This window comes from Vibrio sp. TAP-3B, assembly GCF_057784735.1.
The window spans coordinates 757,036-782,069 of record NZ_CM173496.1 but is presented as its reverse complement, the minus strand read 5'-3'; the positions used below and the strand labels follow the sequence as shown (position 1 = coordinate 782,069).

Sequence of the window (25,034 nt, the reverse complement as noted above, 5' to 3'; positions counted from 1 at the left end):
GAGCGGGCTCGGGTGAGCCCGCTTAGCTTGTTCAAGGCTATCGTTACTTAACGCTTACTTAATCACTAGCGAACCTCCTAACTAGAAATTAAGCTCTTTGTCTTCTACGTGGTTGGTGATCATCGCCTCTGTGGTGATCATTAAACCAGCCACAGACGCCGCGAATTGAAGCGCAGAACGCGTTACTTTCGCAGGGTCCAAGATACCCATTTCGATCATATTGCCGTATTCACCTGTTGCAGCGTTGTAACCGTAATCTGCATCACCCGCTTTTACAGCGTTCGCGACCACGGAGGCTTCATCACCGGCGTTGGTTGCGATCTGACGAAGAGGCTCTTCCATTGCACGTAGTGCTACGCGAATACCTACATTTTGGTCATCATTGTCACCTTTTAGATCCGCCAATTCTTTCGCGATCTTAGTCAAGGCAACACCACCACCAGCAACGATACCTTCTTCAACCGCGGCGCGAGTTGCATGTAGAGCATCGTCTACGCGGTCTTTCTTCTCTTTCATTTCCACTTCAGTTGCAGCGCCGATCTTGATCACCGCTACACCACCAGAAAGCTTCGCAATACGTTGCTGTAGCTTGTCTTTATCGTATTGAGATGTCGTGGTTTCGATTTGTTTTTCAATCGATGCCACACGGTTAGCAATCGCATTGGCTTCCGCCGCACCACCTACAATGGTGGTCGTATCTTTGGTGATGGTGACTTTCTTCGCGCTACCTAGTTGCTCTAGGGTTGTTTTTTCCAACTCTAGCCCGATTTCTTCAGCAATGACTGTACCTGCGGTTAGGACCGCAATGTCTTCCAGCATCGCTTTACGGTTGTCACCAAAGCCTGGCGCTTTCACCGCCGTAGCTCGCACAATACCGCGCATGTTGTTTACAACCAATGTCGCTAGCGCTTCGCCTTCGATGTCTTCAGCAATGATCAATAGTGAGCGAGAAGATTGCGCCACCGCTTCTAGCACTGGCAACAGCTCACGGATACTGCTGACTTTTTTATCCACCAACAGAATGTATGGGTTGTCTAGTTCTACGCAGCCGTTTTCTTGGTTAGTGATAAAGTATGGCGACAAGTAGCCACGGTCAAATTGCATGCCTTCAACCACAGACAATTCGTTGTCTAAACCTTGGCCTTCTTCAACCGTAATCACGCCATTGCGACCAACTTTTTCCATCGCTTCAGCAATGATTTCACCAATCTCGCGGTCGCTATTCGCTGAAATGCTGCCGACTTGGATGATGGATTCTTTATCGCTGCATGGTTTAGACAGTTCACGTAGCTTCTCAACCGCGGCTTCGGTTGCTTTATCGATACCACGCTTTAGGTCCATTGGGTTCATGCCGGAAGCAACGGCTTTAAGACCTTCATTGATGAAAGATTGCGCCAGCACAGTTGCAGTGGTGGTGCCGTCCCCCGCTTCATCATTCGCTTTGGACGCCACTTGTTTCACCATTTGTGCGCCCATGTTTTCGAACTTATCTTTTAGTTCGATTTCTTTCGCCACAGACACACCATCTTTGGTGATGGTTGGCGCACCGTAAGATTTGTCTAATACAACATTGCGGCCTTTTGGACCTAGCGTGACTTTTACTGCGTCTGCCAGTAAGTTCACACCTTTAAGCATTTTTTGACGTGCGTCACTAGCAAATAATACGTCTTTTGCAGCCATGATTATCTCCTCAAAAAACTACTACAAAAAAATTACTCAACAATTGCTAACACATCCGATTCGGACAGAATCAAGTATTCTACGCCGTCAATTTTTTCAGTTTTTACGCCGTAGCCGTCATTAAAAATAATCTCATCGCCTACTTTGACTTCCATCGCAGCGCGCTCACCATTGTCTAAACGCTGACCTAAACCAACCGCAATCACTTTCCCGCGGTTTGATTTCTTCACCGACTGAGAAGTTAGAACGATTCCCCCTTCAGATTTATTTTCTACCGCTTGTCTTTCAACAATAAGCTTGTCATTTAAAGGACGGATTTTCATGTTTGAAGTGCCTCCTACTGAGAATCAAAATAAAAGCCATATTGAACATAAAGAGAGGGTTGTGAGTCGACGGCTCGCCTTCGGTGAGAATAATAAGGTCGAAAAAAACGAGTTCAAGGGAAAAATCGATAAAATTTTTTTGTGATTCCGAACAAAATCTTCTATCTGAAATTTTAATAAATCTAGACGGTGATGCTTCTATGATGGCAAGGTTTTCGGACAAAGCCTACTGTGGTTACATGAATTGAAAGGAGATGGAATAATGAAAAAGGCAATTTCTCTACTTCTCGCCACCCTTAGCATGAGTTTGGTATCGTTCAATGGATTTGCTTCAGAGCGCGCGGAACAAGGTTGGCAATTAATTGAACAAGGCGCAATGATTGTTGATGTTCGCACGCCGCAAGAGTTCTCTGCTGGGCACTTAGATAATGCCGTTAACTTCCCTCTCTCCGAGCTCGACCAGCATGTTAAAGGCATCAAAAAAGATCAATCGATTGTGCTGTATTGCCGCACAGGCAACCGTTCTGATAAAGCGTATCAATACCTGCAATCGCACGGATTCACAAATCTACATAACGCTGGCGGCTTGGAAGAACTGCAAAGTGCGAAATAACGTTGCGAGTCAATGAACTAATAGAATGCATTGTGGCTTGTTAGCGGCATGCGCTCTGTAACAAACCATACTGGTTGCGGCTCCCTCAGGTATTTCATCTCTCAATGTGCAACGCGGTGTTGCCACATAGGCATCAGCCTTTGAATATAAACACTCTAAATTCGGCAACCCTAGAGACAAAAACACCAAGCGTTTTGCTTGGTGTTTTTCCCGCTGAATGTCGTCTTAGCCAAGACGGTTTCACACCTGATCAGAAAATGCAGTGCTTAGTAAAACTGGTCGCTTCATTTGCGGTCCAGTCACCTTTTGGTTTGTCTTTTAGGTTTTGACACCATTGCTCGCTGCCCACACCATCTTGCAGCACACAATACTTTGCAAAATCCACGGCATTATCGGCTGTCCACTCTGTTTTGGGCTTATCGCGCATATCGTTACACCAAGCCTCGGTGCCAATTTCATCACTACAAGCAGTTAAAGCTGCCGTCGCCAACAGTAGCATGACTCGTTTTTTCATAAGTATAAGGTTCCAATTTTAAACAATATTCTTGGGTATGAGCTTGTTGAGGTGACTTTTGTATCAACTATAACTGTATCAACTATAACGAAATTATTCGTCTAGGTGTTAAGGCTTCGACAATATCTCGTTCATGATTCAGTTTATGCACAGAGCTTAGGCTACAAGCGGCGAGCTTTCGTTAAAGCCCCAAGGTTAGTCGCGCCCGTACCAAAGCACGCTAAACGCAACTCTAGCGCCATTTGCTCAAAGTGATCCACCACCGATTGGGTACTAATGGTTGCAGCGTTCAATACGCCTCCAGCTTGCCCGACTAGGTTTGCGCCTAGGTGAATCGCTTTCGCGGCGTCTAATCCGTGACCTATGCCCCCAGATGCAATTAGAGGCAACCTTGGCGACTGAGAACGAATTTGTTGTAAACATGTCGCAGTTGGGACGCCCCAATCACGAAACAACTCGGCAGCACGCCGCATCTTTGGGTTATCTTGGCAATATCCTTCAACTGCGCTCCAACTGGTGCCACCAGCTCCAGCCACATCGATGGCATCAACACCTGCATCGACCAATCGCTTCGCTACTGCGCCGCTCATACCAAAACCGACTTCTTTGATAATAATAGGAACACTCACACGCGATTTAAGCTTTTCAATCGCATGCAACACGCCAATCCAATTATGATCGCCGTTTTTCTGCAACGCTTCCTGCATTGGGTTCACATGCACAAACAGAGCATCCGCTTGGATAAATTCAACCACTCGTTGTGCATTCTCCAACTTGTTTTTGTCACGCAGCTGCGCCGCGCCAAGGTTGGAATACAAAGGCACACCTTGGGCTAAAGCACGTATGGTTCTGCCTAAACCGGAATGTTGATTTTCCTCTAAACTGATGCGTTGTGAGCCAACCCCCATTGCAATACCCAACTCACTCGCCGCTTCCGCTAAACGGCAGTTGATCGCTTCTGCGTCTTTCGCACCGCCCGTCATTGAGCTGATCAAAAATGGCAGGGCCAGCCGATGACCAAGAAATTCTGTCGACAGATCGATAGCGTTAAAGTCACACTCTGGCAGCGCGCAGTGCTCAAACTCGATAGACTCAAAGCCCGCTGTTTTCTGTTTCATGTTCATATCATGATGTAAAACAGCGTCTAGATGTAAATCTTTTCGGTTCGTGTGCGGAGCCATAATGTCACCCTAAATTAAAACAGTCGCGCAGTATTGCGATCCTTACTAGTAACGTCAATGCGAAATTTCTGAATGCCATCTATTACTTTTCCGAAATCGGTTACTGGTAACGATGTATTAAGCCAAACCCGAGGCTTAAGTAGCATGATTCGTCCAAGGTTTAAATCCTTCTTGGCCGACCTTAGTATCTAAGCTTGGATAATAAACGGTTCAGATGCCAACCTAATCGCTTACTCCAATTGGCGGTAATATCCTATTGCGTCCCTTCGGGGAAGATCAACGATACAATAATGCCCTTTGTCGCAAAGTGACGCTGAAGTACCACGATAGTGATTTCAAGGTATAACGAAGCGTCGCGAGGAAGCCTGTCGTTCGAGGATAAAAATTAGGGAGGCTATAAAAATAGCCTCCCTAATTTGTTTACCATCCATACCTTGGGGGAACTAAGGTATTTTTTAAGGATGGATTACTTGAGAGCGGTGACAAATCGCTCAGTAATTTGTTGAGGTCTTGTAATGGCGCCTCCCACCACAACAGCATGGCAACCTAACTCTAAACAGCGCTTCGCCATTTCTGGTGTCGCCACGTTCCCTTCCGCTATCACAGGCAAAGCCACTTGCTGCAAAACTTCTTTTAAAAATTGGAAGTCATCGTTAAACAATTTGCTGCCGTTTGTTTCGCTGGTATAACCAAATAATGTTGTAGAAACACAGTCAAAGCCCAATTTCTCGGCATTCACGGCCTCATCAACACTCGAGATGTCTGCCATCAACAAAACCAGTGGGTACTTCTCACGAATCGTGTTCACTAAAGTATCCAACTTCAAATCATTCGGTCGCTTACGAAAAGTCGCGTCTAAGGCGATCATTTCAGGCTCGGCTTGCATCAGCTCGTCAACTTCGGCCATTGTCGCGGTAATAAACACGTCAGAGTCATCAAAATCACGCTTGATAATCCCAATCACCGGAAGATCAACCGTCGACTTGATGGCTTTTATGTCCGCGACAGAGTTCGCTCGGATCCCAGCAGCACCACCTTGTTTGGCTGCCAGCGCCATTCTGGACATAATGAAATCACTGTGAAGCGGCTCATTTTCCAAGGCCTGACAAGAGACGATGAGACGATGCTGAATGGTTTGGAAAAATGGATTCATAGATTTAAGTACTCTTCTAGTTCGTTTTTAACGATCGTAACGTGTGGACCATAGATCACTTGAACGCCATTCCCTTTGGCCACGACGGCAACCGCCCCTGTCGCCTTCAATCCTTGCTCACTGATTTTTGACGCATCTTGCAGAGTCAACCTTAGTCGAGTCGCACAGCAATCTACTTCTTTAATATTGCCTGCCTCACCCAGATGCTTCACAATCGCACTTGCTCGCTCCGTTCCTGTCGCGTTGGATGCCGCTTCCTGAGCCTCGTCTTCACGCCCCATCGTTTTCAAATCAAATTTAGAAATAACAAAACGGAATGTGAAGTAGTAAAGGAAGAACCAAGCTGAACCAATCACTGGCACCATCATCCAGTTCGTTTTTGCTTGCCCTTGCAGCACACCAAATAAGATAAAGTCAATGAAACCACCAGAGAAGGTTTGACCGATGGTGATTTCAAACATGTGCGCGAGCATGAACGCAAAGCCATCAAATACTGCGTGAATAAAATAAAGTACTGGAGCAACAAACAAGAACGAGAATTCTAATGGTTCTGTGATACCGGTCAAGAAAGAAGTCAGCGCAGCTGAAAGCAATAATCCACTAACACGTGCTTTATGCTCTGGCTTAGCACAGTGATAGATAGCCAATGCCGCCCCCATGAGACCAAACATCATGGTGATAAAACGACCGGACATAAAGCGTGACGTTCCGATAAAGTATTGCTGAACCGAAGGGTCGGCCAATTGTGCAAAGAAAATTCGTTGTGTACCTTCGACCATCACCCCATTCACCGTCTCTGCGCCACCTAATGCGGTCGTCCAGAATGGTAAATAGAAGATATGGTGCAGGCCAAATAACCCAAGCATACGAAGAATAAACCCGTATAGCAGAGTTCCAACATAACCCGTGCTTTCAATCAGTCCGCCCATACCAAAAATACCCGATTGGATTTTTGGCCAAACTAGGTACATCAACGCACCCAATACGATTGCGGAAAACGCCGAAACGATGGGCACGAATCGAGAACCACCAAAGAAACCTAAGAATTTTGGTAGCTCTATATTGCTATAACGAGTATGGAGAATGCTCGCCATAATCCCCACGACTACGCCACCAAACACGCCTGTATCAAGAGTTTGAATGCCTAGGATTAATCCTTGTCCAACCGCACCGAGATTGTCAGTGGCTAGAGCACCTTGCAAAGAGAGCATTGAGCCTATCGTCGCATTCATGACAAGATAAGCGAGCAAAGCCGCCAAGCCAGCGGTTCCCTTGTCACTCTTTGCTAATCCGACAGCAACGCCCACAGCAAACAAAACGGGTAAATTGCCGAATACGACCGCACCAGCCGCTGTCATGATTGTAAAAATCGCTTGCAGAAAAGGAATATCAAGAAAGGGGTAGGCTATCAGCGTGTTCGGGTTCGACAAGGCACCACCGATCCCCAACAGTAAGCCGGCGGCTGGAAGCACGGCTATTGGCAGCATGAACGACTTACCAAATTTTTGTGCCGTTTCAAAAAATGAAGAACTAGGCATAAAACAAAACTCCATAACATTTGTTGTTGCGGAGTATTACTCCACATATTGGCGCGACATACTACTCACCGACACAACATCTGTGAGAACAATCACACAAAAAGTATGGGGTATGAATGACGTTTTACATTATGGATTGAGTTGTTTTCAGTTTATTACGCTTCGCTTGATCCATGTCAGAACGCACTAATTCGGTGTAAAGAAGATCCAAAACAAACATTTGCGCAATTTTTGTTCCCAAAGAATCTCCTTGCAACCAGTTTTCACGATTGCCATTGAGCAAAACTTCATCTGCATAACCACAGATGCCAGACTGCGAATTGTGGGTAAGCGCAACAGTAAACGCACCAGATTCTTTGGCGATAGCTAAAGTTTTGATCGTTTCTGGAGACTCACCAGAATGGGAAATGGCGACTACGACATCTTGTTCGCTGAGTAGCGAAGCTTTCATGTACATAAAATGATTATTGGATATCGCATCCACATTTAAGCCAATGCGCATAAGTTTATTTTTGGCTTCTTCTGCTGTGATCCCAGAAGAGCCTACGCCAACAAAGATGATTGACTCAGCATTGGATATACGTTCAGACACCGTACGCAAAGTACGGAAGTCAAGTAAAGCGCGAGTCTCGGACAAGACCTGCTGGATGATCATCTGAAGCTTGTCTGCCACTAATGGCATTTCATCATTGAGGTCGATTTCACTCGAAAGCAGGCCAGGCTCATGGGCGTGGTTCTTGGCCAAAGAAACGGCCAGCAACATCTTGAATTCGTGGTAGCCGCTATATCCAAGCTTCTTACAGAATCGAATCAGGCTCGCTTCTCCCACACCACAAGCATTTGCCAACTCAGAAGTCGACAGAGTTGCAATGTTTTCCGGATGCTCTAGCACAAAATCGGCAATTCTTTGAAGAGAAGCTGTCAAGCTCCCTCGCACACTTCTAATGCCTGCTAATACGTCTTTTAAATCGTTCATTCAATAACTCAGCGACTGATAAACCACTTTGCTAGTGGTCAACTGTACAAATATTAAACTTCTGTATCAGTAAACGGCTCATTGTATAGTATTTTTATCTGCATGATTAATGTTTTAGTATTTTGAAGAAATAGAAACCTGAATCAACACGCATTGGTGGCTTTATTGCTGGGTTAATATAGAAAACAAGACTACCTTAAGAAGGGCATCAGCCTCAGGCTATATAATGCTTTTCAAGCATAAGGCATGCGCTAAGCTTTAGCATAAGTGCTTCAGGTTAATCATCCTGTACCGTGAGATAAAATCGGTAGAGGGCAAGGAGAAATGGATTGTACACAACATTAGCACTGATCATGGCGCTGCTTGCTCTCCTTATCGGAGTGAAAGCGACTGGTCGAGTATCACGTCAGGAAAAAGAATTAGACAAGCTTCGGCAGGAGCTCAACTCACTGCAGAACCATCTACGCCGTGATGCAAACGAGAAGCCCGCTCAGCAATCACACATGGCGGCAGAGTCCCGCCAGATGCCTTCCCATGTCGCGGCAAAGACTGAACACATAAACTCACCCGATTCAACTATCGATAACACGCTTGTCGATTCAGTGCCATCACCTGATGTCACACCTCAAGCGCAACACCAACCAAGCCGCATAGTCTTAGACGTATTTGAGCAAAAAAACGAACCATTCTTCCTCAACAAACTCCAGGATCTGCTAGCTAATATCCAAGAAAACTGGTTGGTTTGGGTCGGCGCACTTGCCATGCTGATTGGTGGCGGGTATCTCGTGCAAGTGATTGGTAGCCATATTGAGTTTTCACCACTGATGCGTGTCTCCTTTGCATTGACTCTGTCTTTAGCGATGGTGCTTGCCGGCGAGGTATTTCACCGTAAAGAACAACACAGTCCCGATCGAGCCAAACGCGCTCAAGGCTTCACTTATGTCCCTGCCGCCGTGACGGGGACTGGATTAACAGGCATTTATTGTACGGTCATTTTTGCCTTTGTTATCTATCAAATGCTGACACCGAGTGTCTCGCTGATCATTTTGGCAGTAACCGCTTTGTTCAGCTTGGCGCTGTCACTGCGACAAGGACCACTAATGGCCGTGCTCGGTTTGATTGGCGGATACACTGCGCCACTGTGGATTGGCAGTGCAGAGCCAAACTATTACGTACTGGCAGGTTACATCAGCGCCATCTCAATCGCCGCCACATTACTGATGCAAATCGTCCGCCAGAGCTGGATTTCCCCTAGCATTGCGCTTGCTCATGTGTTGTGGATGCTGCTGTTAATTGAGAGCATTCCGACCGAGATTTTGTTCTCTTGGTTAGCCATCTACCTCTCACTGACACTGTATCTTATTTTCGCCGTACCCAGAATGGGTTGGGCACTTAACCCTCGTTATCACCATCACCAAAAAAAATGGACAAACCCACCAACCGTAACGTCTATTGCGATTGCGTTATTGACGTTTTCTGCCGTGACCAGAATGCCAGCGATAAATATTTTGCAAATGACGTATTGCTTTACTTTACTCGTTGCCGCGGTATGGCTGCCCGCGCTACGTAAAGGCTGGTCATTACGAGTCTTCTTGCCGTCTATCGTGGTATTCGCTACGGCGATAATGGTTCTCTCTATCGCTTTTGACACACTCTATCTGCCTGAGCATAAAGCGAGCATCTTGTTCGCTCTCGCGGTCAGTATTGCGCTCATTTGCGGCAGAACGTACGCCCAGTCACTCTGTGACCGCTCTCAATTAAGTGGTGTGCTTTTATTGGTGCTCGCTCCGGTGATGAGCTTAATCAGCTTGTTTTATATCGACAAGTTTATCCCAAACTACGCATGGCACTGGACCCTCTTTTGTGCCCTCATCGCCCTTTATTACGTTCTTTTAGGTCAACGCCTGACCGTGCTGATGTCTGAGTGCTCTGCAATCGTTCATGCCTTGATTGCGGGCGTCGCTTTTGTTTGGTTAAGTGACACGTGGTTAACCACGGCGATTTCAGTGCAAGTGGCCATGATGGCGTTACAAGCTCAATCACAGCGATTTCCTCCGGCCAATTGGGCGGTGAAAGTGGTCATGAGCATACTGACCATTCGCCTCACGCTTTTGCCATTTATCCCCGAATGGCAACCGATTGAAACAGAACATTGGGCCTGGGTGATTTTAAGTTATGTGCCGTCTCTGGTTATCTTACTGTACGCTCGCGCGGTGTTAATTCGAATGGATTTCGAACTCGCTAACTGGTTTGAAGGTGCATTTTTACACGTTTTCTTAATGGCATTGTTCACCCAAACCAACTACTGGTTAACGGGGCAATATGGCTACTTGGGACAGATTGATTTCACTAGCGCCATCGTTTTTGCGAACCAAGCCTTGGTGATGGGCTTAATCTATAGCTACCGAAGTCAATTTGCTCAGCAGTTAAGTCGTGTCTATGAGGCCTACAGCTACTTACTGTGGTGTGTGTTCGCATTGTTGCTCATTTTACTCAATACGGTAGAGTCTCCACTCGCGGCTGACAATGTCTCAGCGCAGGCAATACCGATATTTAATATGTTGAGTGTTGGCTGGTTACTTCCTGCATGTGTCTTGCTTACAGCAGTGTTCAAAGGCTGGAATACATTACAAATTCATCGCTTTGCGGTTGCTAGCCTTGGGTTCACACTGGTAGCTATCTGGTTAGGCATGTCGATTCGCCAGTTCTGGCAAACGACATCAATGATGCTGTTTCAGCCAACGAGTATGGCCGAGCTATTTAGCTATTCGGTTGCAGGTTTACTCGTGGGCGGGCTACTGACTTGGCGAGGCGTTACCCATAAAGGGTTAATGATGCAGCGCATCGGCTTAATTGTACTCGCGTGTGTGGCACTAAAGGTATTTTTATGGGATGTCAGTTCTCTCGATGGTTTCTGGCGCGCGATCAGTTTCTTAGGGTTGGGGGCGTCTTTAATTGCACTCGGTTGGTTGTTCCAAAAATTACACCGCTCCGTAGCAAGAGCTTTAGAACCATAAATAAAATGGAAAGGAAGATTCCCGAGGATGCGTTGTTGTCGTTATTGGGGGGCGGCAACAATGCAACGTCGGAAATCTTTGAGGGACTGGTTATTTCAGCAACGCAACCACGGTGTGGCGACGCACGTTTGCTTGTGCATTCAACGCTTGGAAAGTCGACGTAAACTCTCCTGACGCATGCATAAAACCATCGAGTTTTTTATTCACATCATCAATAGAAAGTGGGGTCGTTTTATTTTGAACCGAACGCATTTGAGTATTCAGTTCACCATGAAATGCTTTGGCTTCTTGTAAACTGGTTTGCACTTGCCTTAGATGCTGGTTCACTTTGGCAATAGTTTGTTTAATGCCATCACGCGATCCTAAGTTAAAACTCAGCTCTGCAATACCATCAGGCTCTGACTTCAAATTAAGCACATTGGGTTGACCAGCAGGGAAGCGGTGTCCTTCGCCAGTCACCATTACTTTCTGTTGCATTTGCTGATAAGCATGATCTCGTGCTTCAAAAAAAATGCTGCCATCTTCTGCTAATGACGCGCGCATTCCTAAAGCAATCAAACTACGATCAAGCATTTTGACCGTACGTGCACCATCCGCCTGCCCATCAAACTGAATCATCACCGCTTGACCTTGAGGAAAGTCCAAACGAATTTGCTCAGCTTTGTCGCTTAAACGATGTACGTTCAAGCCTGGAATAGAAAAACGGCGAATGTCTGCTTTATCTAGCTCTAGATGCAGTTCGTTATTTAACACCTTCTGCCCATCAAACCGCGCCTGATCCACAACCTGCTGAATCGTCGCTTTCGAGCCCACTAGCGTCTCTTGCAAGCCAGGCACATTTTGCGCCCCTTGGGTCACTGCTTGCGTCAAGCCACGTTTTATTTGTGTAAGCTCTTTACCAATAACTTGTAACGATTTAGAGGCAATTTGTACAGCCGTTGCTTGCTGCTGACCTTGCGTCAATTGAATGCCAGAAACGGAATAAGCCGACGCTGTGTCAGCTTGAACCTGAGTCGGACGCGGTTTAATGGCTGCGCTTGAGTCAGCGGAGCGCGTCGGCATGATAGAGGCTTGTTCTTGTCCACCCAGTCGTATGCTGTGTGGCCTAACCTCTACTGTGCTCATTACCATAAATGAATTTCCTAACCTTAAATGCGATCAAACAACGACAGATCGTTGATCTTAACATAGCTTGCTTGCGTTGCCTGTAACGCGGCCATGTAATTGCTCAAGCGTACCGATGCTTCGCCGTAATCGAGCGCTGATAAGTCACTCGTGACCTTGTCAACAAACAGCTTGTTTTCGCCGTGTGCGCCATCCATTTGATCAAGGTTGTTATGCCGACCACCAATTTCGGTCATCGCACCTAAAACATTGGCTAACGTATCATCAATTGCGGTCAGGCTCGCGTCTACCTCTGCTTGAAAATTTGCACTTGGGTTCTCAAACTCTGCAATTAAAGCATCCATTTGGTTAAGAACGTTATCACCGCCACCAAGCTCAAGCAGATCTTTTGCCGTCATATTCGCTTCCATGGTCACGCCTTTCGCCACGGTTACAACACGTTTGTCATTATTGCCATCCACCACATAACCGCCAGCTGTATTATTTACCGCAGCAGTGTCTGTCTTGGTGCCAGAAAACAAATAATGCCCTTCTTCATCCTGAGCATTGAACGACGACTCTATCGAGTCTCGGTAACTCTTAAGCTCAGTAATCATACCTGCGCGGTCTTGATCGTTGAGTGAGCCATTCGCGCCCCAAAGCACGAGATCACGCATACTTTTCAGGCTTTCATTAACCGTATCCAAATGCGTTTCTTGAGAAGAAAGCGTGGTTTTAAGGTTGGCGATGTTACTTTGATACTGACTGATTGCACTGTTTTCACGGTCAAGATTAAGTAGCTTGATGGACGCCATTGGATCATCGGACAGCTTGGTGAGCCGATCACCCGTTGCCATCTGTTGAAGTACCTGCCCTAAGCCTGCATTGTTGGTTTGCAAGCTTTGCAGCATCATTTGACTAAATTGACTGTCACTGATTCGCATGTCGGGTTTCCTTTAGAATAACTGCAGTACCGAGTCAAACAATTGATTCGCTGTACTGATCACTTTCATGTTGGCATTGTGCGCGTTGGCGAATGTCATCAGATTCGCTGCTTCTTCATCACTGTTTACCGCGCTTACATTGTCGCGCGCGGCATGCGCTTGCGTATTCATCGCTAATTTTGCTTCAAAATCCGCACCAGCTTGACGTGCCTTGATCGCCGTTTCACCGACCATCGCGGTGTAGGCATCGTTCAAACTCAACGAGCCGTAGCCAGTCACTGCAATGGGTTTATTACTAAGCTGAATCAGCTCATTTAGCATATCTGCATTGCCTGGAGTGCCATCACTTGAAAACGCTAAGTCTCTCGCCTCGATATCGGTGATTGTAAGGCTGGCAGCCGGGTTGGCTGGATCATAGCTAAACAGCGGCTTACCCGGATTTCCGTTTAAGTCGGTTCCGGTCGCTAGCACGGCGTTATATTCATCTGCCAGTGCTTTTGCCATATCGTCCAGAGCCACTTGGTTCGGCTTAAGAACGTTCGTTTGGTAATCAGAAACAGCGCCAAGCTTACCGCCAACTGACTTGTTGATCGCAAAGCTTTGTGTGGCAAAATCAACACTTAAATCCGCAAGGTAAGGGTCATTAGGATCTGGTTTCGCTTTCAATTGACCGTAATCCGATCCCATCACAAGCGGTTGACCAGAGGTAAGCGTTACTTGGGTACTACCGTCTGGTTGATCGTTTGTTTTAATTTCTACGATTTGCGAAAGTTCGCCAATAAGCGAGTCGCGCGTGTCCATCAATTGCGCTGGATTACCACCCGTGCCTTGCATTTCGACGATCTGCTTATTCACCTGAGCAATATTAGCCATCAGACTATTGCCCTGTTCAACCGCCGCATTACGCTGATCACTCATGTCCTTCTGCTGATTATGCAGCGATTCTGTCAATGTATTAAAACGGCGCGCCAAAGCTTCAGATTCATTGATAATTTGCTGACGGTAAGGGATCGACTCCGGCTTAACCGTAGCGTCGTTAAGCGCCGCGTTCAGCGAGTCTAAGCCTGATGAGATATTAAACCCATCCGCGCCTAACGTATTTTCTAACTGGCCCATATTGCTGTTATAAGCAGACGCATATGCCGCTAGACTATTCGTCGACCACGTTTGCTTAACAAGAAACTGATCGGTAACACGGCGAATACTGGTTACTTCCACCCCCATACCCGGGCTGAGTCTGTTGGCTTTTCCATCGCCAACCGATGCCATCAACGCTTGCTGACGACTGTATCCAGGTGTATTGACATTGGCCACATTCTGCGCCGTTACGTCAAGTGCAACACGATTCGCGTTTAAACCTGAAAGGGCGATATTTACAAGGTTCATTTACAGCTCCATTTTCCTGATCAGCGGCTGAGAAAACGCGGTGCTTAAACCGGCCTCACCCAGGACTTGTTTAACAGAGGCGACGGTTTCAGGCTTAGCGTTAAATAGGCCCGTATTTTCCTCTTGTACCTTCAGAGAAAGCGATTCGGAATCATCTTGCTTACCGTCGTTGGCTGGCGATACATTACGCGAGGTATCAAACGCGACTTCTTGCATTGATGGACTGAGTTGCTGGATGAGCATGTTCGCGATTCCAGAGCCCTGCTTTTTAGCCAATTCCATCGCCAATTGGCCATCGTGCATATCACGAAAAACGCCTTGTTGTTGACTTGAGAACGGGCTGTCCTTATCTGCTAACACATCACTGCTGCTGCGCATTTGACGCAGTACCATTTGTAGAAACATCGCCTCAAATTGACCAGCAACGACTTCAAGAGCCCCTTCCTGATCACGACTTTGTTTGATATTGGCAAGGGTGCTCTGGTCGTGATACAGCATCGAGTTGAGCTGAGTTTGATCATGGGTACTGTCTAGTTTCATCCTTAACTCCTTAAATCACTACCAGTTCAGCATTCAGCGCACCAGCTTCGTTCAATGCTTGTAAAATCGACATTAAGTCGGTGGGTGTTGCACCTAAACTGTTTACGGCACTCACAATAGTGTTAAGTTCGGTTCCTGGTGGCCAAATCACCATTTGAGCCAAATCCTCATTAACATCAAGGTCAGTTTGGTTAACCGCTGTCGTGTCGCCATTTGCAAATGCATTCGGCTGACTCACTTGCTGCGATTCAGAAATCCGCACGGTCAAGTTGCCGTGACTCACAGCGGCTTCACTCACTTTAACGCTCTTCCCTATCACGACGGTTCCGGTGCGAGAGTTAAAGACAATACGTGCAGGTTTACGCCCTTCCTTAACACTCATCTCTTCGAGCATCGACATCATCACAACACGTTGCTGTGTGTCTTTTGGCGCACGCATATCCACTCGCGCTTTATTGATTGCCACCGCCACATTGGGACCGAAAGTATTGTTGATTTCACGGGCAACATTTTTTGCGGTCGTAAAACTTGGTTTACGCAAATTCAAAGTCACTTCATCTCGCTGATTAAAGTCTGTTTTAATCTCGCGCTCTAGCGTTCCGCCATTAGGGACACGACCCACTGTCGGTGTGTTTATTTCAATTTTTGAGCCGCTGCGTCCTTCTGCTGACAAACCGCCAACCACGACATTACCTTGTGCAATGGCGTACACTTCGCCATCAACACCACGCAAAGGCGTCAGTAATAGCGTACCGCCACGAAGACTTTTCGCATCACCAATCGAAGACACGACTACGTCCAAGTTTTGTCCTGCCCCGGCCATTGGGTCGACAGAGGCCGTGACACTGACGGAGGCCACGTTACGCAATTTTGGGTTCATGCTGTCATCAATTTGAACCCCAAACTGACGCAACATATTAGTGATCGATTGTGCGGTGAATTTCACTTGGTTTCGGTCACCTTGTCCGGCTAAACCCACCACCAAGCCATAACCGACTAGTTGGTTTTCTCGGATGCCTCGCACATCCACCAAGTCCATGAGCGGAATTTCCCCTTTAGCTTGTGAAGTGGCTGGGAATCCTAAGATCAACGCCAATAGGAAAGACGTAAAAAAAGACTGCATTGACTTCATTAGAAAGGTATCCATGGGCTGTTGAAGAACTGAGTCAGCCACCCGGCTGCATTGCTATCTGCCAATGCACCGCGTCCTGCGTAGGTAATACGCGCATCCGCAATTCGTTGAGAAGAAACTTGGTTACCGCGATTAATATCATCGACACGAACGATGCCCGTTAAACGGATAAACTCGTCACCTTGGTTCAAACGAAGCCATTTTTCGCCGCTGATTCGCAGTACACCATTAGGCAAAACTTCATGCACGGTTACCGTGATTGCACCTTGCAGCTTGTTACCTTGAGAGCTGGAAGAACTGCCATCAAAGCTACGGTTGCCATCGATACCCACACCAAACTCATCAAATGTTCTTGTGCCAATGGTCGGTGCTGCGAAGTTCACCGCAGAACTTTTACCAAACTGAGTACCCGCCTTTTTACTTGATGACGTTTCTTCTGAAAGTTCAACCGTTAACACATCACCGACTCGGTAAGCACGACGATCCTGAAAGAGGGTCATCGTGTATTGGTGACGATAAAGGCTACCAGACTGCGTTTCCGGTAACGTGTAATCAAGTGTTGGTGGCGCATATTCCTCGGCATTTGGCTCAGGCGGAATAAATTCCTGACGGCCAGCACACCCCACCAGCAACACGGCGGCTACAGCCCAACTCTTAGAAAGCCATTTCATTGCTTTTTCCTTCATCATCACCAATTTCATACTTACATTGATTGTGAAACAAACTTCAACATGTCATCTGCAGCAGAGACGACTTTCGCGTTCATCTCGTACGCACGTTGAGTGGTGATCATATCGACCATCTCTTCCACTACCTGTACGTTTGATCCTTCCAGTGCGCCTTGCTTGATGCTACCTGCGCCATCTTCACCCGCAATAAGCTCATCTGCTGGGCCACTTGCTTCGGTTTCACGGAACATGTTGCCGCCCACGGCTTCTAAACCGGCTGGGTTAATGAATTTTGCCAGCGTGATTTGACCCAGCTGCTGAGGCGTTGGATCGTCTGCCGTGGTCGTGGTTACCGTGCCATCAACACCAACAGAAAACGAATTCGCATTGTCCGGGATTTGGATTTGTGGTTCTAACGGTAGACCTTGGCTGTTGACCATCAAGCCCTCAGAGTTGATGTGGAACTGACCATTACGCGAGTACATGATCTGGCCATCTGAGTTTTCAATTTGGAAAAAACCTTTCCCCATGACCGCTAAATCTAGATCTTGTCTCGTGTTTTGCGTGTTGCCTTGGGTGAACACTTTTTGTGTGCCCACCACGCGAACACCACTGCCCAGCTGAACACCACTTGGCAGCTCATTCACCTGATCCACTTGAGCGCCGGGTTGACGCTGAATGTTGTAGAACAAGTCTTCAAAGACCACTCGGTCGCGCTTAAAACCAACCGTGTTTACGTTTGCTAGGTTGTTGGAAATGGCAGTCATCTTAGTGTCCTGCGCTGCCATGCCCGTTTTACTTACCCATAATGCTGAATGCATTGGTTACTCCTTGTGGTGCGAGACCGACTATCTCGCCGCCATTAATTTATTACCAGCTTGTGCTAAGGTTTCAGCCGTTTTCATCATGCGAACTTGCATCTCGAAGTTGCGCGTTAGCGACATCACGTTAATCAATTCATCAATGGCAGACACGTTACTGCCTTCAAGGTGCTCTGCCGACACCTGCACGGTCTCATCCGCTGCGAATGGCACGCCATCAACACTGTGCAGTAGGCTGTCACTCTCTTTTTGTAGTTGATTCATTTCTGGTTTAACCAACTTTAACGTGCCTACAGCGATTTCCGCGCCGCCACCCGGTGGGATAACCGACACTTGTCCGCGTTCGCTAATTTCAATCTTTTGATAATCAGGCACGACCAAAGGTCCATTTTCACCCAGTACCGCGAAACCATTAATGGTCATTGCGCCAAAGGTATCTACCTGAATATTGCCCGCACGGGTGTAAGCTTCGTTACCAGCAGGCGTTTCAACCGCTAGATAACCTTCGCCCATAATGGCGATGTCTAGTGGGCGTCCCGTTTTCATGATGTCGCCCGAATCAAAACGTGTTGACGCTGAATTCGTTACGACCATAGTGCGGCCATCAAAGCCTGGGCCTTGCATTTCAAGACTACTTACCCGCTCCATATCAGCTCGAAAGCCGGCAGTATCCGCGTTTGATAAGTTATTTGAACGCACGTGTTGAGCTTTAAGAACACGGCTCGCACCCGAGGTTGCGGTAAATAACAAGTTATCCATGCAACTCTCCCATTACACCGCGTTAAATAAAGCTTGAGTGAGCTTATCGTTGGTCGAAATGGTTTTTGCGTTCGCTTGATAGTTACGTTGTGCCGTCATCAGCGCCACAAGCTCACTGGTTAAGTCAACGTTAGAGCCTTCTAGTGCACCTGGGGTTAAATCACCTAGCGTGCCTGACCCCGGTGCACCAATAATTGGCGCGCCTGAGCTAAAGCTTTGCGTCCATGAGGTACCGTTTGCTTTAGCAAGACCTTGAGTATTAGCAAAATCGGCCAGTACAACTTGACCTTGCAGCTGAGACTGACCGTTAGTGTAGGTGGCGTAAACCATACCGTTGTCTTCGACACGCACACCAGCCAGTTCACCAGAGGTATGACCGTTCGGGTTATTAGTGCTCACACCAAATGCGGCGCCGAACTGGGTACTGCCAGCTAAGCTAATATCAACACTCATTGCTTCAGCACCAGCCGCAGGGAAATTTACTGGAAACGCGGTTGTTGGAGAAGCTAACGTACCGTCATTGTTGAATGTGACGGTTTGCTTTGTTTCAGGAGTGGTTGGACTACCGTCAACGTGAACATTCGCTTCCCACTCATTCGCATCCGTCTTAGTAAAGTATTGAGTGACTGTATGTGCATTACCCAGCGAGTCATACACTTTGGTAGTGTAAGAGGAGTTGAATGAATCTGGGTCCGTTGGGTCAAATGGTGTCACTGCTTGATCAATTTTCGACGCACTTGCATCAAAGTTGGCCACAAAATCCAGTTTGTCTGTTGCTTCAGCCTTCAGTGAAGAGGTAGCAATTTGGATGTTGCCCACCGCGCCTTCCATCAGATTATTGTCACCATCAACGCCATAACCTTGCAATTTTGCGCCATTGTTTGAAACGACAAAATTGTTTTTGTCTGTGCCAAACACGCCAGAACGAGTGTAAAGCATTTGACCCGCACTATCTTGAGTGACAAAAAAACCACCACCGTTGATAGCCAAATCCATTGCACGACCGGTTCCTGTTATAGAGCCGTCTTTATCGAAGTTCTGTGAGATAGAAGCAACTTCTACGCCGCCAGGTTGCATGCCGTTATATACCGCAGAAAACTCAGCACGCGCCCCTTTAAAACCATATGTAGAAGCGTTGGCAATGTTGTTACTGATCGTGTTTAGTTCCGTATTGGTCGCGTCCAGACCACTTAGTGCGATGTTAAAACTCATAAAAAGACCTCTGATTTTCTTATTTGGTTAAGCACCAAACTGAGTGATTTGATAAAAAGGAACATTACCAACGCCTTGTACGTTGACTAATGCAGCGCCACCGGTATTCGGAATACGCACTTGCTCGACAGTACCAGCCATGAGGATGTTCGGACTTGCTTGTCCGTCTTGTACCTCAACCGACACCGTATATTTACCAGGTTTAAGACCCAGCGCTTCAGGATCAATTGAAAAATCGACATCCCCAGCCCCATGAGCACCTAAAGGCACTTTGGTTGACTGGCCGAATTCATCTTTCACCTCTAGCGTCACTTGGTTTGAGCCATGATCTAGCTCGATTTTTCCGCTTTGAACGCCTTCGCCGAGTTCAAATTCATTTGAATTAACGTAAACGGTTTGACCCACTAAGCCAGCGGTAGAAAGTACTTGCATGTTATCGAGCAGAACCATGCTGTTTTGCATGATCGTCGACATATTCTCTGTACTTTGAACTTGAGAAAACTGTGCTAACTGGCTGACATATTCCGTACCATCCAAGGGGTTAAGCGGATCTTGGTTTTGAATTTGTGCCACCATTAAAGAAATAAACTCGTTCTCTAACGAAGAGGCACTGTTCATATCATTTGGGTTTGCAGAAATACCGCTGCCATTGCTAGCCGATGCTTGAACGGGTGCATCAGACGATAGTGCGTTGTATTGTGCGAGACTCATTAGCTACCCTGCCCTAAACGCAACAAACCTTGTTGCATGCTTTTCACATTTGACAACACCTCAACATTGGTTTCGAAGCTACGTGTTGCCGACATCATGTCTGCCATTTCAGCGACGACATCAATATCGGGGTAATACACATAGCCTTCACCATTCGCCAATGGGTTATTTGGCTCAAAGCGTTTTTCAGCTTCTCCTGCACTTTTCACAACGTCAGCAATGCGAACTTCAGCATTGGGATACACACCATTTTCCGTTGTCATTTGCGTTTTTTGATACACCGTGGCGAACACTGGCTTTAAAGCTTTATAGGCATCATTGGGATTTGCCGATACCGCGTCTGCGTTTGCCAAGTTACTGGCTACCGTATTAAGACGTACGGTTTGTGCCGTCATCGCTGAGCCAGTGATCGAGTAAATATCAGTGAATGACATAATTAACGTCCCTCAATCGCTTTCGCTAAACCACTAAGTTTCATATTGAGAAACGTCAGGCTGGTTTGAAAGTCCATGTTATTTTGGGTGAATTTTGCTTGTTCAACACCAAGTTCTACAGTGTTGCCATCTTTACTATTCTGGTAAGGCACCGAGTACTGGGCCTCAACCTGAAGTTTAGGTACAGAATTACTCACACCGTTTGTCGACATTTTCTTCATAACAGTGGTGAAACTTAGGTCTTTCGCCAAATACCCAGGAGTGTCAACATTTGCTAGGTTACTGGCGAGGACTTTGGTACGCTGAACACGAAAATTGAGTGCCTCTGGATGTACACCTAAAGCATTTTCAAATGTGATCGCCATGCATCTTCCTTACAGTCGGCTCGAATACGCCAATATATAAACAAAATACGTGCCATAAAAAATAGCAATTCATATCAATGACTTACAAACAATCATGGAAATCAAACTTCCGGGTCGCGGAAGGCATTAAAAATAAGGGGAAGCTGCGCTCTTCCTCACTACTGATGCTCATGCTACTCGCTCTCACATCAGGCCAAAGTTTTGCCAGCACTGACAACAACACCCTCAGTGTCGAGAAGCTAAAAAGCGCCGTGACAGAGCACTTCGAGCAAGAAGTAAAACGCTTTGCACTTTCCAACCGGTGGGAGAACTACCAGTTGAATTTCGACATGTGGGTGCCGGGGTCGGCCAACCACTTACCAGAATGTGATTCGCCTCTGATCATCACTGGTCGAGATAACCAACCTCTACCAGTCGGAAACCTTAAACGATCGGTAAGTTGCGATGATATGTCTTCATCTTGGCGAATTAACGTGACGATAAAATCAAAACTGACATTGCCCGTCTTGGTTGCCACCACCACCGTGGGCCGAGATGAAGTCGTGACAGCGAAACACGTCAAACTGGAAATACGCACCATCACTCGTCAGGACGATTTTTATACTCATCCGAAGCAAGCGATTGGGTTAGAAACCTCCCGCCGGCTGCGTGCAGGTCAAGTGGTAGATCCATCGAACTTATCTGCCCCACCGTTGATAGAAAAGGGCAACGAAGTCATCGTGATTGCCACAAAAAATGGATTTAGTGCCAGTACGAAAGGTGTCGCCTTTGAAGATGGTGCGAAAGGCCAACAGATTGAAGTGGAAAACCTAAGCTCAGGAAAGGTCATACGGGCCGTGGTGACAGGGCTCAATCAAGTCCACACTCAATTCTGATTTTGGACTGAGAGTAACATTTTTTGATTTTGGCGCTCGTCAGCCATAGTGAACTTCGAGTACAAAATAAATATTTAATGTTTTTTACACCCTAGCCGCCTACTTTAATTAGAACATGATGATGAGGACCACAGCATGAAAATAGACAAAGTCGCGGGCGGTCATGTCCCACAAACAAAATTACAGCAAGCGAGCAAACAACTGGTCGACACCGTCGAACAAAACAAAGTAAGCGAGCCCGCATTTCAGGCGAATACGGCTGCGATTGATCGCGCTCAAGCTGAAATGGCATCACTACCCGATGTTGACATGGAAAAAGTAGAACAGGTACGCAATGCATTAGCACGTGGCGAACTGAGCCTAGATACCCAAGTACTATCAAAGGCGATCATGCAATTCCACACCGGTCACGAGTAAAAATACACTAGGAAGGCATCATGGCAAGCGCAGTATCGCAGCGAATCCAACATTTTGTTCGCTCAATACCAGAAGATATTAAACTCTATCGACAACTGCTCCCTTTACTTCAACAGCAGAAGTCTTTGTACCTAATGTTTGATGGTGAAACACTGAATAATAATATTCAGCAACAAACGCCGATACTCAATAAACTCAGTCGCTCAGCCACTGAGAGAAGCCAGTGTATGCGAGAGTTGGGGTTAACACCTAATGACACTAGCGTGAAACGAATTTTCAACGCTTTGCCTGCCCAAATAGCCAAGCAAGCTAGAGAACAATGGGCGCTGTTAGAAACGTTGGTCAGTCAGTGCCAACAATACAATCAGAGCAATGGTCAAAGCTCTGCGGCGTTCCATGAGTTGATCAGTCAACTCAAACAACCAGTGCAACACACTTATGAAGATAAATCGTTCTAAACGATATTCGTCTAACCTACAGATTCCGTCGCCATCCCGATTGAATACTGTAGGTCTTTATATTTTTATCACCTTATTTTCTTGCCTGTCAGCAATCTGTCAAGCACAGCCACGTTCCGCTGATATTCAGCAGCAATATCAAGTTTTAGCCCCATATAAACCACAAATCACCAAACGTCTCAATTCAGTGAGCCCAGTGTTGGATCATATTTTCAAGCAATTACAGAACCATTCGTTACCAACGAAGCTAGCCTTGATCCCGATGCTGGAATCCTCTTACAACCCAAAAGCCGTTTCTCACGCAAATGCAGCAGGGCTTTGGCAGCTCATCCCTGCGACAGCGCAACGATTCGGATTAAACGTGGACTCAAAACAGGACGAGCGTTTTGATACCCAAGCGAGCACAATCGCGGCGCTTAAATATCTGACATTCTTATACAACAAGTTCAACCAAGACATCGCACTTACTTTGGCCGCGTATAACGCAGGAGAAGGACGAGTCGCACGTGCGATTAAACGAGCGGGTAGCAGCCATTTCCAACAACTCAAGTTACCTCAAGAAACTCACCAATATGTCAGTCGCTTTTTCGCACTGGAACAGTTAATAGATATAGAGCAGTTACAATCATCATCTTTCCAACCGTTACTCTTATTTGTCACCGAACCCATTCCGCTTTCTCAACCACTCATCGACTTTAGTCGACTCCCCCCGCTGGTCAGTTTGTAAAAAAAAACGCCAAAGCCATCAATGTCAGAGGAACGTAAAACTGCGCCCTCCTATTCGACTGATTTGAAAACTCGTGATCTTGCTACCAACGTGTGTAAAAACGTTAAGCTAGGGTATCTCAAAGATAAGAAAGAGCAGTGGTTTGCTCATAGACACTCAGTTGCACTCTTTGATTGATAGATATGCGTCACATTGCGTTTGCGAAACGCATGAAAACTAAAGGTTGGACCTGTTATTTATTTACACACTCAATGAAAAGCGGCTATTGTTTCTATAATTTAAAACAGATTTAAAATATTGAGATGACGCTTCGCTTGCGCGTCTGGAATAAGTCCGGGTTCCGGGGGGATCTCGGACTTTTTTATTACTTTCAACTTGCCACCCAAAAATAAGGCGGGAAAATCAAACTAACTCCTTAGCAATGAGCTGTAATAAGAAAGTTTCTCGCTCAATACTCATCCCTTTCTTCGGGCTATCCGCTATCGTTTCTTCATTGTGCGCAATCGCATCGTGGATATTTATCCATACAGGCCGCATGCCATTCTTCACTTCGTAATCCTCATAGGCCGTCTCACCAAGCTCACGATCGATTCGGCATATGTAACAATACGAGACCATGTGCATCACATCCGCATCATCTTTGTGCCAAGGTCGAAACTCTTCAAAAATACCGTAGGGTTTAATGCCATGAATATTTTGTGCACCTGTTTCTTCTTCTAACTCACGAACCAGTCCGGCAATCACATCTTCACCATCGTCAATGCCCCCACCAGGTAAAGTATAATCATGGTAGCGCTCAGTATAGAGCAACAGAACATCTTCGCCATCAAGCACAATGGCACGCGCAGCATTACGTTGAAAGATGATCTTGTCGTCCAAATGATCAATGTCTGGGTGGATTATCGATTTTAAATGTCTCATTAAGCGTTCCGCTGTGAAGGTTTTACGCGCATACTACCGAAATTCCTCGTCTTTCCCAAGTTGCTATTTATCTAGGAAAGCGCATCGTTTCATCTTAACCGCACACACCCTCTAACCACTTTGATAAAAGCGCATGGAAGATGGTCCACTCAAGAGCTAGGAATATACTTGAATACAAATATCGCTACGCCCCTCATACTTTTTACAGGTATAACACAATAACCACTAAAATTTTCCTATAATCAGCACAATACTCGCCCATCCCATGCGGAGATAAAGAATGAAAAAGACAAGTTTAATAATGGCTATGGCTGCGACAATGATGCTGGCTGGCTGTGCAACCTACGACGGTGCGACTCGATCTACCGAATACACATCAGCGGCGAATCCTGCCGCGGTTTACTGCGTTCAACAAGGTGGTGAGCTTGAGACCATATCAGAAAACGGTGAACGAGTGACTTACTGCGTTCTTTCTGAAGACAATCGTGTTGAGCAATGGGAGTATTACCGCGACCATCATAAAGAGAATGATGCATACTAATTACCCAATCAGCAATTAAGGAGC

General features: G+C 46.5%; 27 protein-coding genes. 7 read left to right on the top strand and 20 right to left on the bottom strand.

Going from position 1 to position 25,034, the window contains the following annotated elements; genetic code table 11:
- Positions 1-81: 81 nt before the first annotated feature.
- Positions 82-1,680 (bottom strand): chaperonin GroEL, encoded by a 1,599-nt coding sequence (groL, locus tag AC3D28_RS18020; protein WP_098413577.1) that lies wholly within the window; start codon positions 1,678-1,680, stop codon positions 82-84.
- Between the two features lie 32 nt (positions 1,681-1,712).
- Complete coding sequence (locus tag AC3D28_RS18015; RefSeq protein WP_098413576.1) at positions 1,713-2,003, bottom strand: co-chaperone GroES; 291 nt, start codon at positions 2,001-2,003, stop codon at positions 1,713-1,715.
- Between the two features lie 262 nt (positions 2,004-2,265).
- Here AC3D28_RS18015 and AC3D28_RS18010 point away from each other — a divergent pair, with 262 nt between their 5' ends.
- Positions 2,266-2,616 carry a rhodanese-like domain-containing protein gene (locus AC3D28_RS18010; RefSeq protein ID WP_488536212.1) on the top strand — a complete coding sequence of 117 codons (351 nt, stop codon included), beginning with the start codon at positions 2,266-2,268 and terminating at the stop codon, positions 2,614-2,616.
- A 250-nt stretch (positions 2,617-2,866) separates the two neighbouring features.
- On the opposite strand, the gene AC3D28_RS18005 is transcribed toward AC3D28_RS18010, so the two are convergent.
- From AC3D28_RS18005 to AC3D28_RS17985, 5 genes are all read right to left on the bottom strand, one after another.
- Positions 2,867-3,130, bottom strand: coding sequence for a DUF3012 domain-containing protein (locus tag AC3D28_RS18005; RefSeq protein ID WP_098413574.1), 264 nt, complete (start codon positions 3,128-3,130; stop codon positions 2,867-2,869).
- Positions 3,131-3,291: 161 nt separating this feature from the next.
- Positions 3,292-4,311 carry a type 2 isopentenyl-diphosphate Delta-isomerase gene (gene fni / locus AC3D28_RS18000; RefSeq protein WP_488536211.1) on the bottom strand — a complete coding sequence of 340 codons (1,020 nt, stop codon included), beginning with the start codon at positions 4,309-4,311 and terminating at the stop codon, positions 3,292-3,294.
- A gap of 466 nt (positions 4,312-4,777) precedes the next feature.
- Positions 4,778-5,464, bottom strand: coding sequence for an N-acetylmannosamine-6-phosphate 2-epimerase (locus AC3D28_RS17995; RefSeq protein ID WP_488536210.1), 687 nt, complete (start codon positions 5,462-5,464; stop codon positions 4,778-4,780).
- Entirely contained in the window at positions 5,461-7,002 is a 1,542-nt protein-coding gene (locus tag AC3D28_RS17990; protein ID WP_218925165.1) for a PTS transporter subunit EIIC, read from the bottom strand. The genes AC3D28_RS17995 and AC3D28_RS17990 overlap by 4 nt, the downstream gene beginning before the upstream one ends.
- A 124-nt stretch (positions 7,003-7,126) precedes the next feature.
- Positions 7,127-7,978 (bottom strand): MurR/RpiR family transcriptional regulator, encoded by an 852-nt coding sequence (locus tag AC3D28_RS17985; protein ID WP_488536209.1) that lies wholly within the window; start codon positions 7,976-7,978, stop codon positions 7,127-7,129.
- Between the two features lie 353 nt (positions 7,979-8,331).
- On the opposite strand from AC3D28_RS17985, the gene AC3D28_RS17980 reads away from it, so the two are divergent.
- Entirely contained in the window at positions 8,332-10,995 is a 2,664-nt protein-coding gene (locus tag AC3D28_RS17980; RefSeq protein ID WP_488536803.1) for a DUF2339 domain-containing protein, read from the top strand.
- Positions 10,996-11,085: 90 nt separating this feature from the next.
- Here the strand turns inward: AC3D28_RS17980 and AC3D28_RS17975 are convergent, their stop codons facing one another.
- Genes AC3D28_RS17975 through flgB form a run of 12 tightly spaced genes read right to left on the bottom strand, consistent with a single transcriptional unit; the run spans position 11,086 to position 21,071 of the window.
- A complete protein-coding gene (locus AC3D28_RS17975; protein ID WP_488536208.1) occupies positions 11,086-12,126 on the bottom strand; it encodes a flagellin in 1,041 nt (346 codons plus the stop codon).
- 17 nt (positions 12,127-12,143) lie between these two features.
- Positions 12,144-13,043, bottom strand: a complete 900-nt coding sequence (flgL, locus tag AC3D28_RS17970) for a flagellar hook-associated protein FlgL (protein WP_098413567.1) — start codon at positions 13,041-13,043, stop codon at positions 12,144-12,146.
- Positions 13,044-13,055: 12 nt separating this feature from the next.
- Positions 13,056-14,429: a flagellar hook-associated protein FlgK gene (gene flgK / locus AC3D28_RS17965; protein ID WP_488536207.1), complete on the bottom strand. Its 1,374-nt coding sequence runs from the start codon at positions 14,427-14,429 to the stop codon at positions 13,056-13,058.
- A complete protein-coding gene (locus tag AC3D28_RS17960) occupies positions 14,430-14,969 on the bottom strand; it encodes a rod-binding protein (protein WP_098413565.1) in 540 nt (179 codons plus the stop codon). It lies immediately after the preceding gene.
- A 10-nt stretch (positions 14,970-14,979) separates the two neighbouring features.
- On the bottom strand, positions 14,980-16,101 hold the full coding sequence (locus AC3D28_RS17955; RefSeq protein ID WP_179885558.1) for a flagellar basal body P-ring protein FlgI: 1,122 nt from the start codon (positions 16,099-16,101) through the stop codon (positions 14,980-14,982).
- The gene (flgH, locus tag AC3D28_RS17950; protein ID WP_488536206.1) at positions 16,101-16,772 is read right to left on the bottom strand and encodes a flagellar basal body L-ring protein FlgH; all 672 of its coding nucleotides are present in this window, start codon (positions 16,770-16,772) and stop codon (positions 16,101-16,103) included. The genes AC3D28_RS17955 and flgH overlap by 1 nt, the downstream gene beginning before the upstream one ends.
- A gap of 32 nt (positions 16,773-16,804) precedes the next feature.
- On the bottom strand, positions 16,805-17,590 hold the full coding sequence (gene flgG, locus AC3D28_RS17945; RefSeq protein WP_098413563.1) for a flagellar basal-body rod protein FlgG: 786 nt from the start codon (positions 17,588-17,590) through the stop codon (positions 16,805-16,807).
- Between the two features lie 27 nt (positions 17,591-17,617).
- Positions 17,618-18,349: a flagellar basal-body rod protein FlgF gene (gene flgF, locus AC3D28_RS17940; RefSeq protein WP_488536205.1), complete on the bottom strand. Its 732-nt coding sequence runs from the start codon at positions 18,347-18,349 to the stop codon at positions 17,618-17,620.
- 12 nt (positions 18,350-18,361) lie between these two features.
- Positions 18,362-19,561, bottom strand: a complete 1,200-nt coding sequence (gene flgE, locus AC3D28_RS17935) for a flagellar hook protein FlgE (protein WP_488536204.1) — start codon at positions 19,559-19,561, stop codon at positions 18,362-18,364.
- A gap of 27 nt (positions 19,562-19,588) precedes the next feature.
- Positions 19,589-20,272, bottom strand: coding sequence for a flagellar hook assembly protein FlgD (gene flgD / locus AC3D28_RS17930; RefSeq protein WP_488536203.1), 684 nt, complete (start codon positions 20,270-20,272; stop codon positions 19,589-19,591).
- Positions 20,272-20,706, bottom strand: a complete 435-nt coding sequence (gene flgC, locus AC3D28_RS17925; protein WP_098413559.1) for a flagellar basal body rod protein FlgC — start codon at positions 20,704-20,706, stop codon at positions 20,272-20,274. Before flgC ends, flgD begins: the two co-directional genes overlap by 1 nt.
- 2 nt (positions 20,707-20,708) lie before the next feature.
- Positions 20,709-21,071: a flagellar basal body rod protein FlgB gene (gene flgB / locus AC3D28_RS17920; RefSeq protein WP_098413558.1), complete on the bottom strand. Its 363-nt coding sequence runs from the start codon at positions 21,069-21,071 to the stop codon at positions 20,709-20,711.
- A 77-nt stretch (positions 21,072-21,148) separates the two neighbouring features.
- Between flgB and flgA the strand changes: the two genes are divergently transcribed.
- The 4 genes from flgA to AC3D28_RS17900 all read left to right on the top strand — a co-directional run bounded on the left by flgA (position 21,149) and on the right by AC3D28_RS17900 (position 23,548).
- Complete coding sequence (flgA, locus tag AC3D28_RS17915; protein WP_488536202.1) at positions 21,149-21,946, top strand: flagellar basal body P-ring formation chaperone FlgA; 798 nt, start codon at positions 21,149-21,151, stop codon at positions 21,944-21,946.
- A gap of 135 nt (positions 21,947-22,081) precedes the next feature.
- Entirely contained in the window at positions 22,082-22,363 is a 282-nt protein-coding gene (gene flgM, locus AC3D28_RS17910) for a flagellar biosynthesis anti-sigma factor FlgM (protein ID WP_098413556.1), read from the top strand.
- A gap of 20 nt (positions 22,364-22,383) precedes the next feature.
- Complete coding sequence (flgN, locus tag AC3D28_RS17905) at positions 22,384-22,821, top strand: flagellar export chaperone FlgN (RefSeq protein WP_098413555.1); 438 nt, start codon at positions 22,384-22,386, stop codon at positions 22,819-22,821.
- Complete coding sequence (locus AC3D28_RS17900) at positions 22,802-23,548, top strand: lytic transglycosylase domain-containing protein (RefSeq protein ID WP_488536201.1); 747 nt, start codon at positions 22,802-22,804, stop codon at positions 23,546-23,548. Before flgN ends, AC3D28_RS17900 begins: the two co-directional genes overlap by 20 nt.
- A 402-nt stretch (positions 23,549-23,950) precedes the next feature.
- Here AC3D28_RS17900 and AC3D28_RS17895 read toward each other — a convergent pair whose 3' ends face one another.
- Complete coding sequence (locus AC3D28_RS17895) at positions 23,951-24,469, bottom strand: NUDIX hydrolase (protein WP_098413553.1); 519 nt, start codon at positions 24,467-24,469, stop codon at positions 23,951-23,953.
- 280 nt (positions 24,470-24,749) lie between these two features.
- Here AC3D28_RS17895 and AC3D28_RS17890 point away from each other — a divergent pair, with 280 nt between their 5' ends.
- The gene (locus AC3D28_RS17890; RefSeq protein ID WP_488536200.1) at positions 24,750-25,010 is read left to right on the top strand and encodes a putative hemolysin; all 261 of its coding nucleotides are present in this window, start codon (positions 24,750-24,752) and stop codon (positions 25,008-25,010) included.
- The last annotated feature ends 24 nt before the right edge of the window (positions 25,011-25,034 follow it).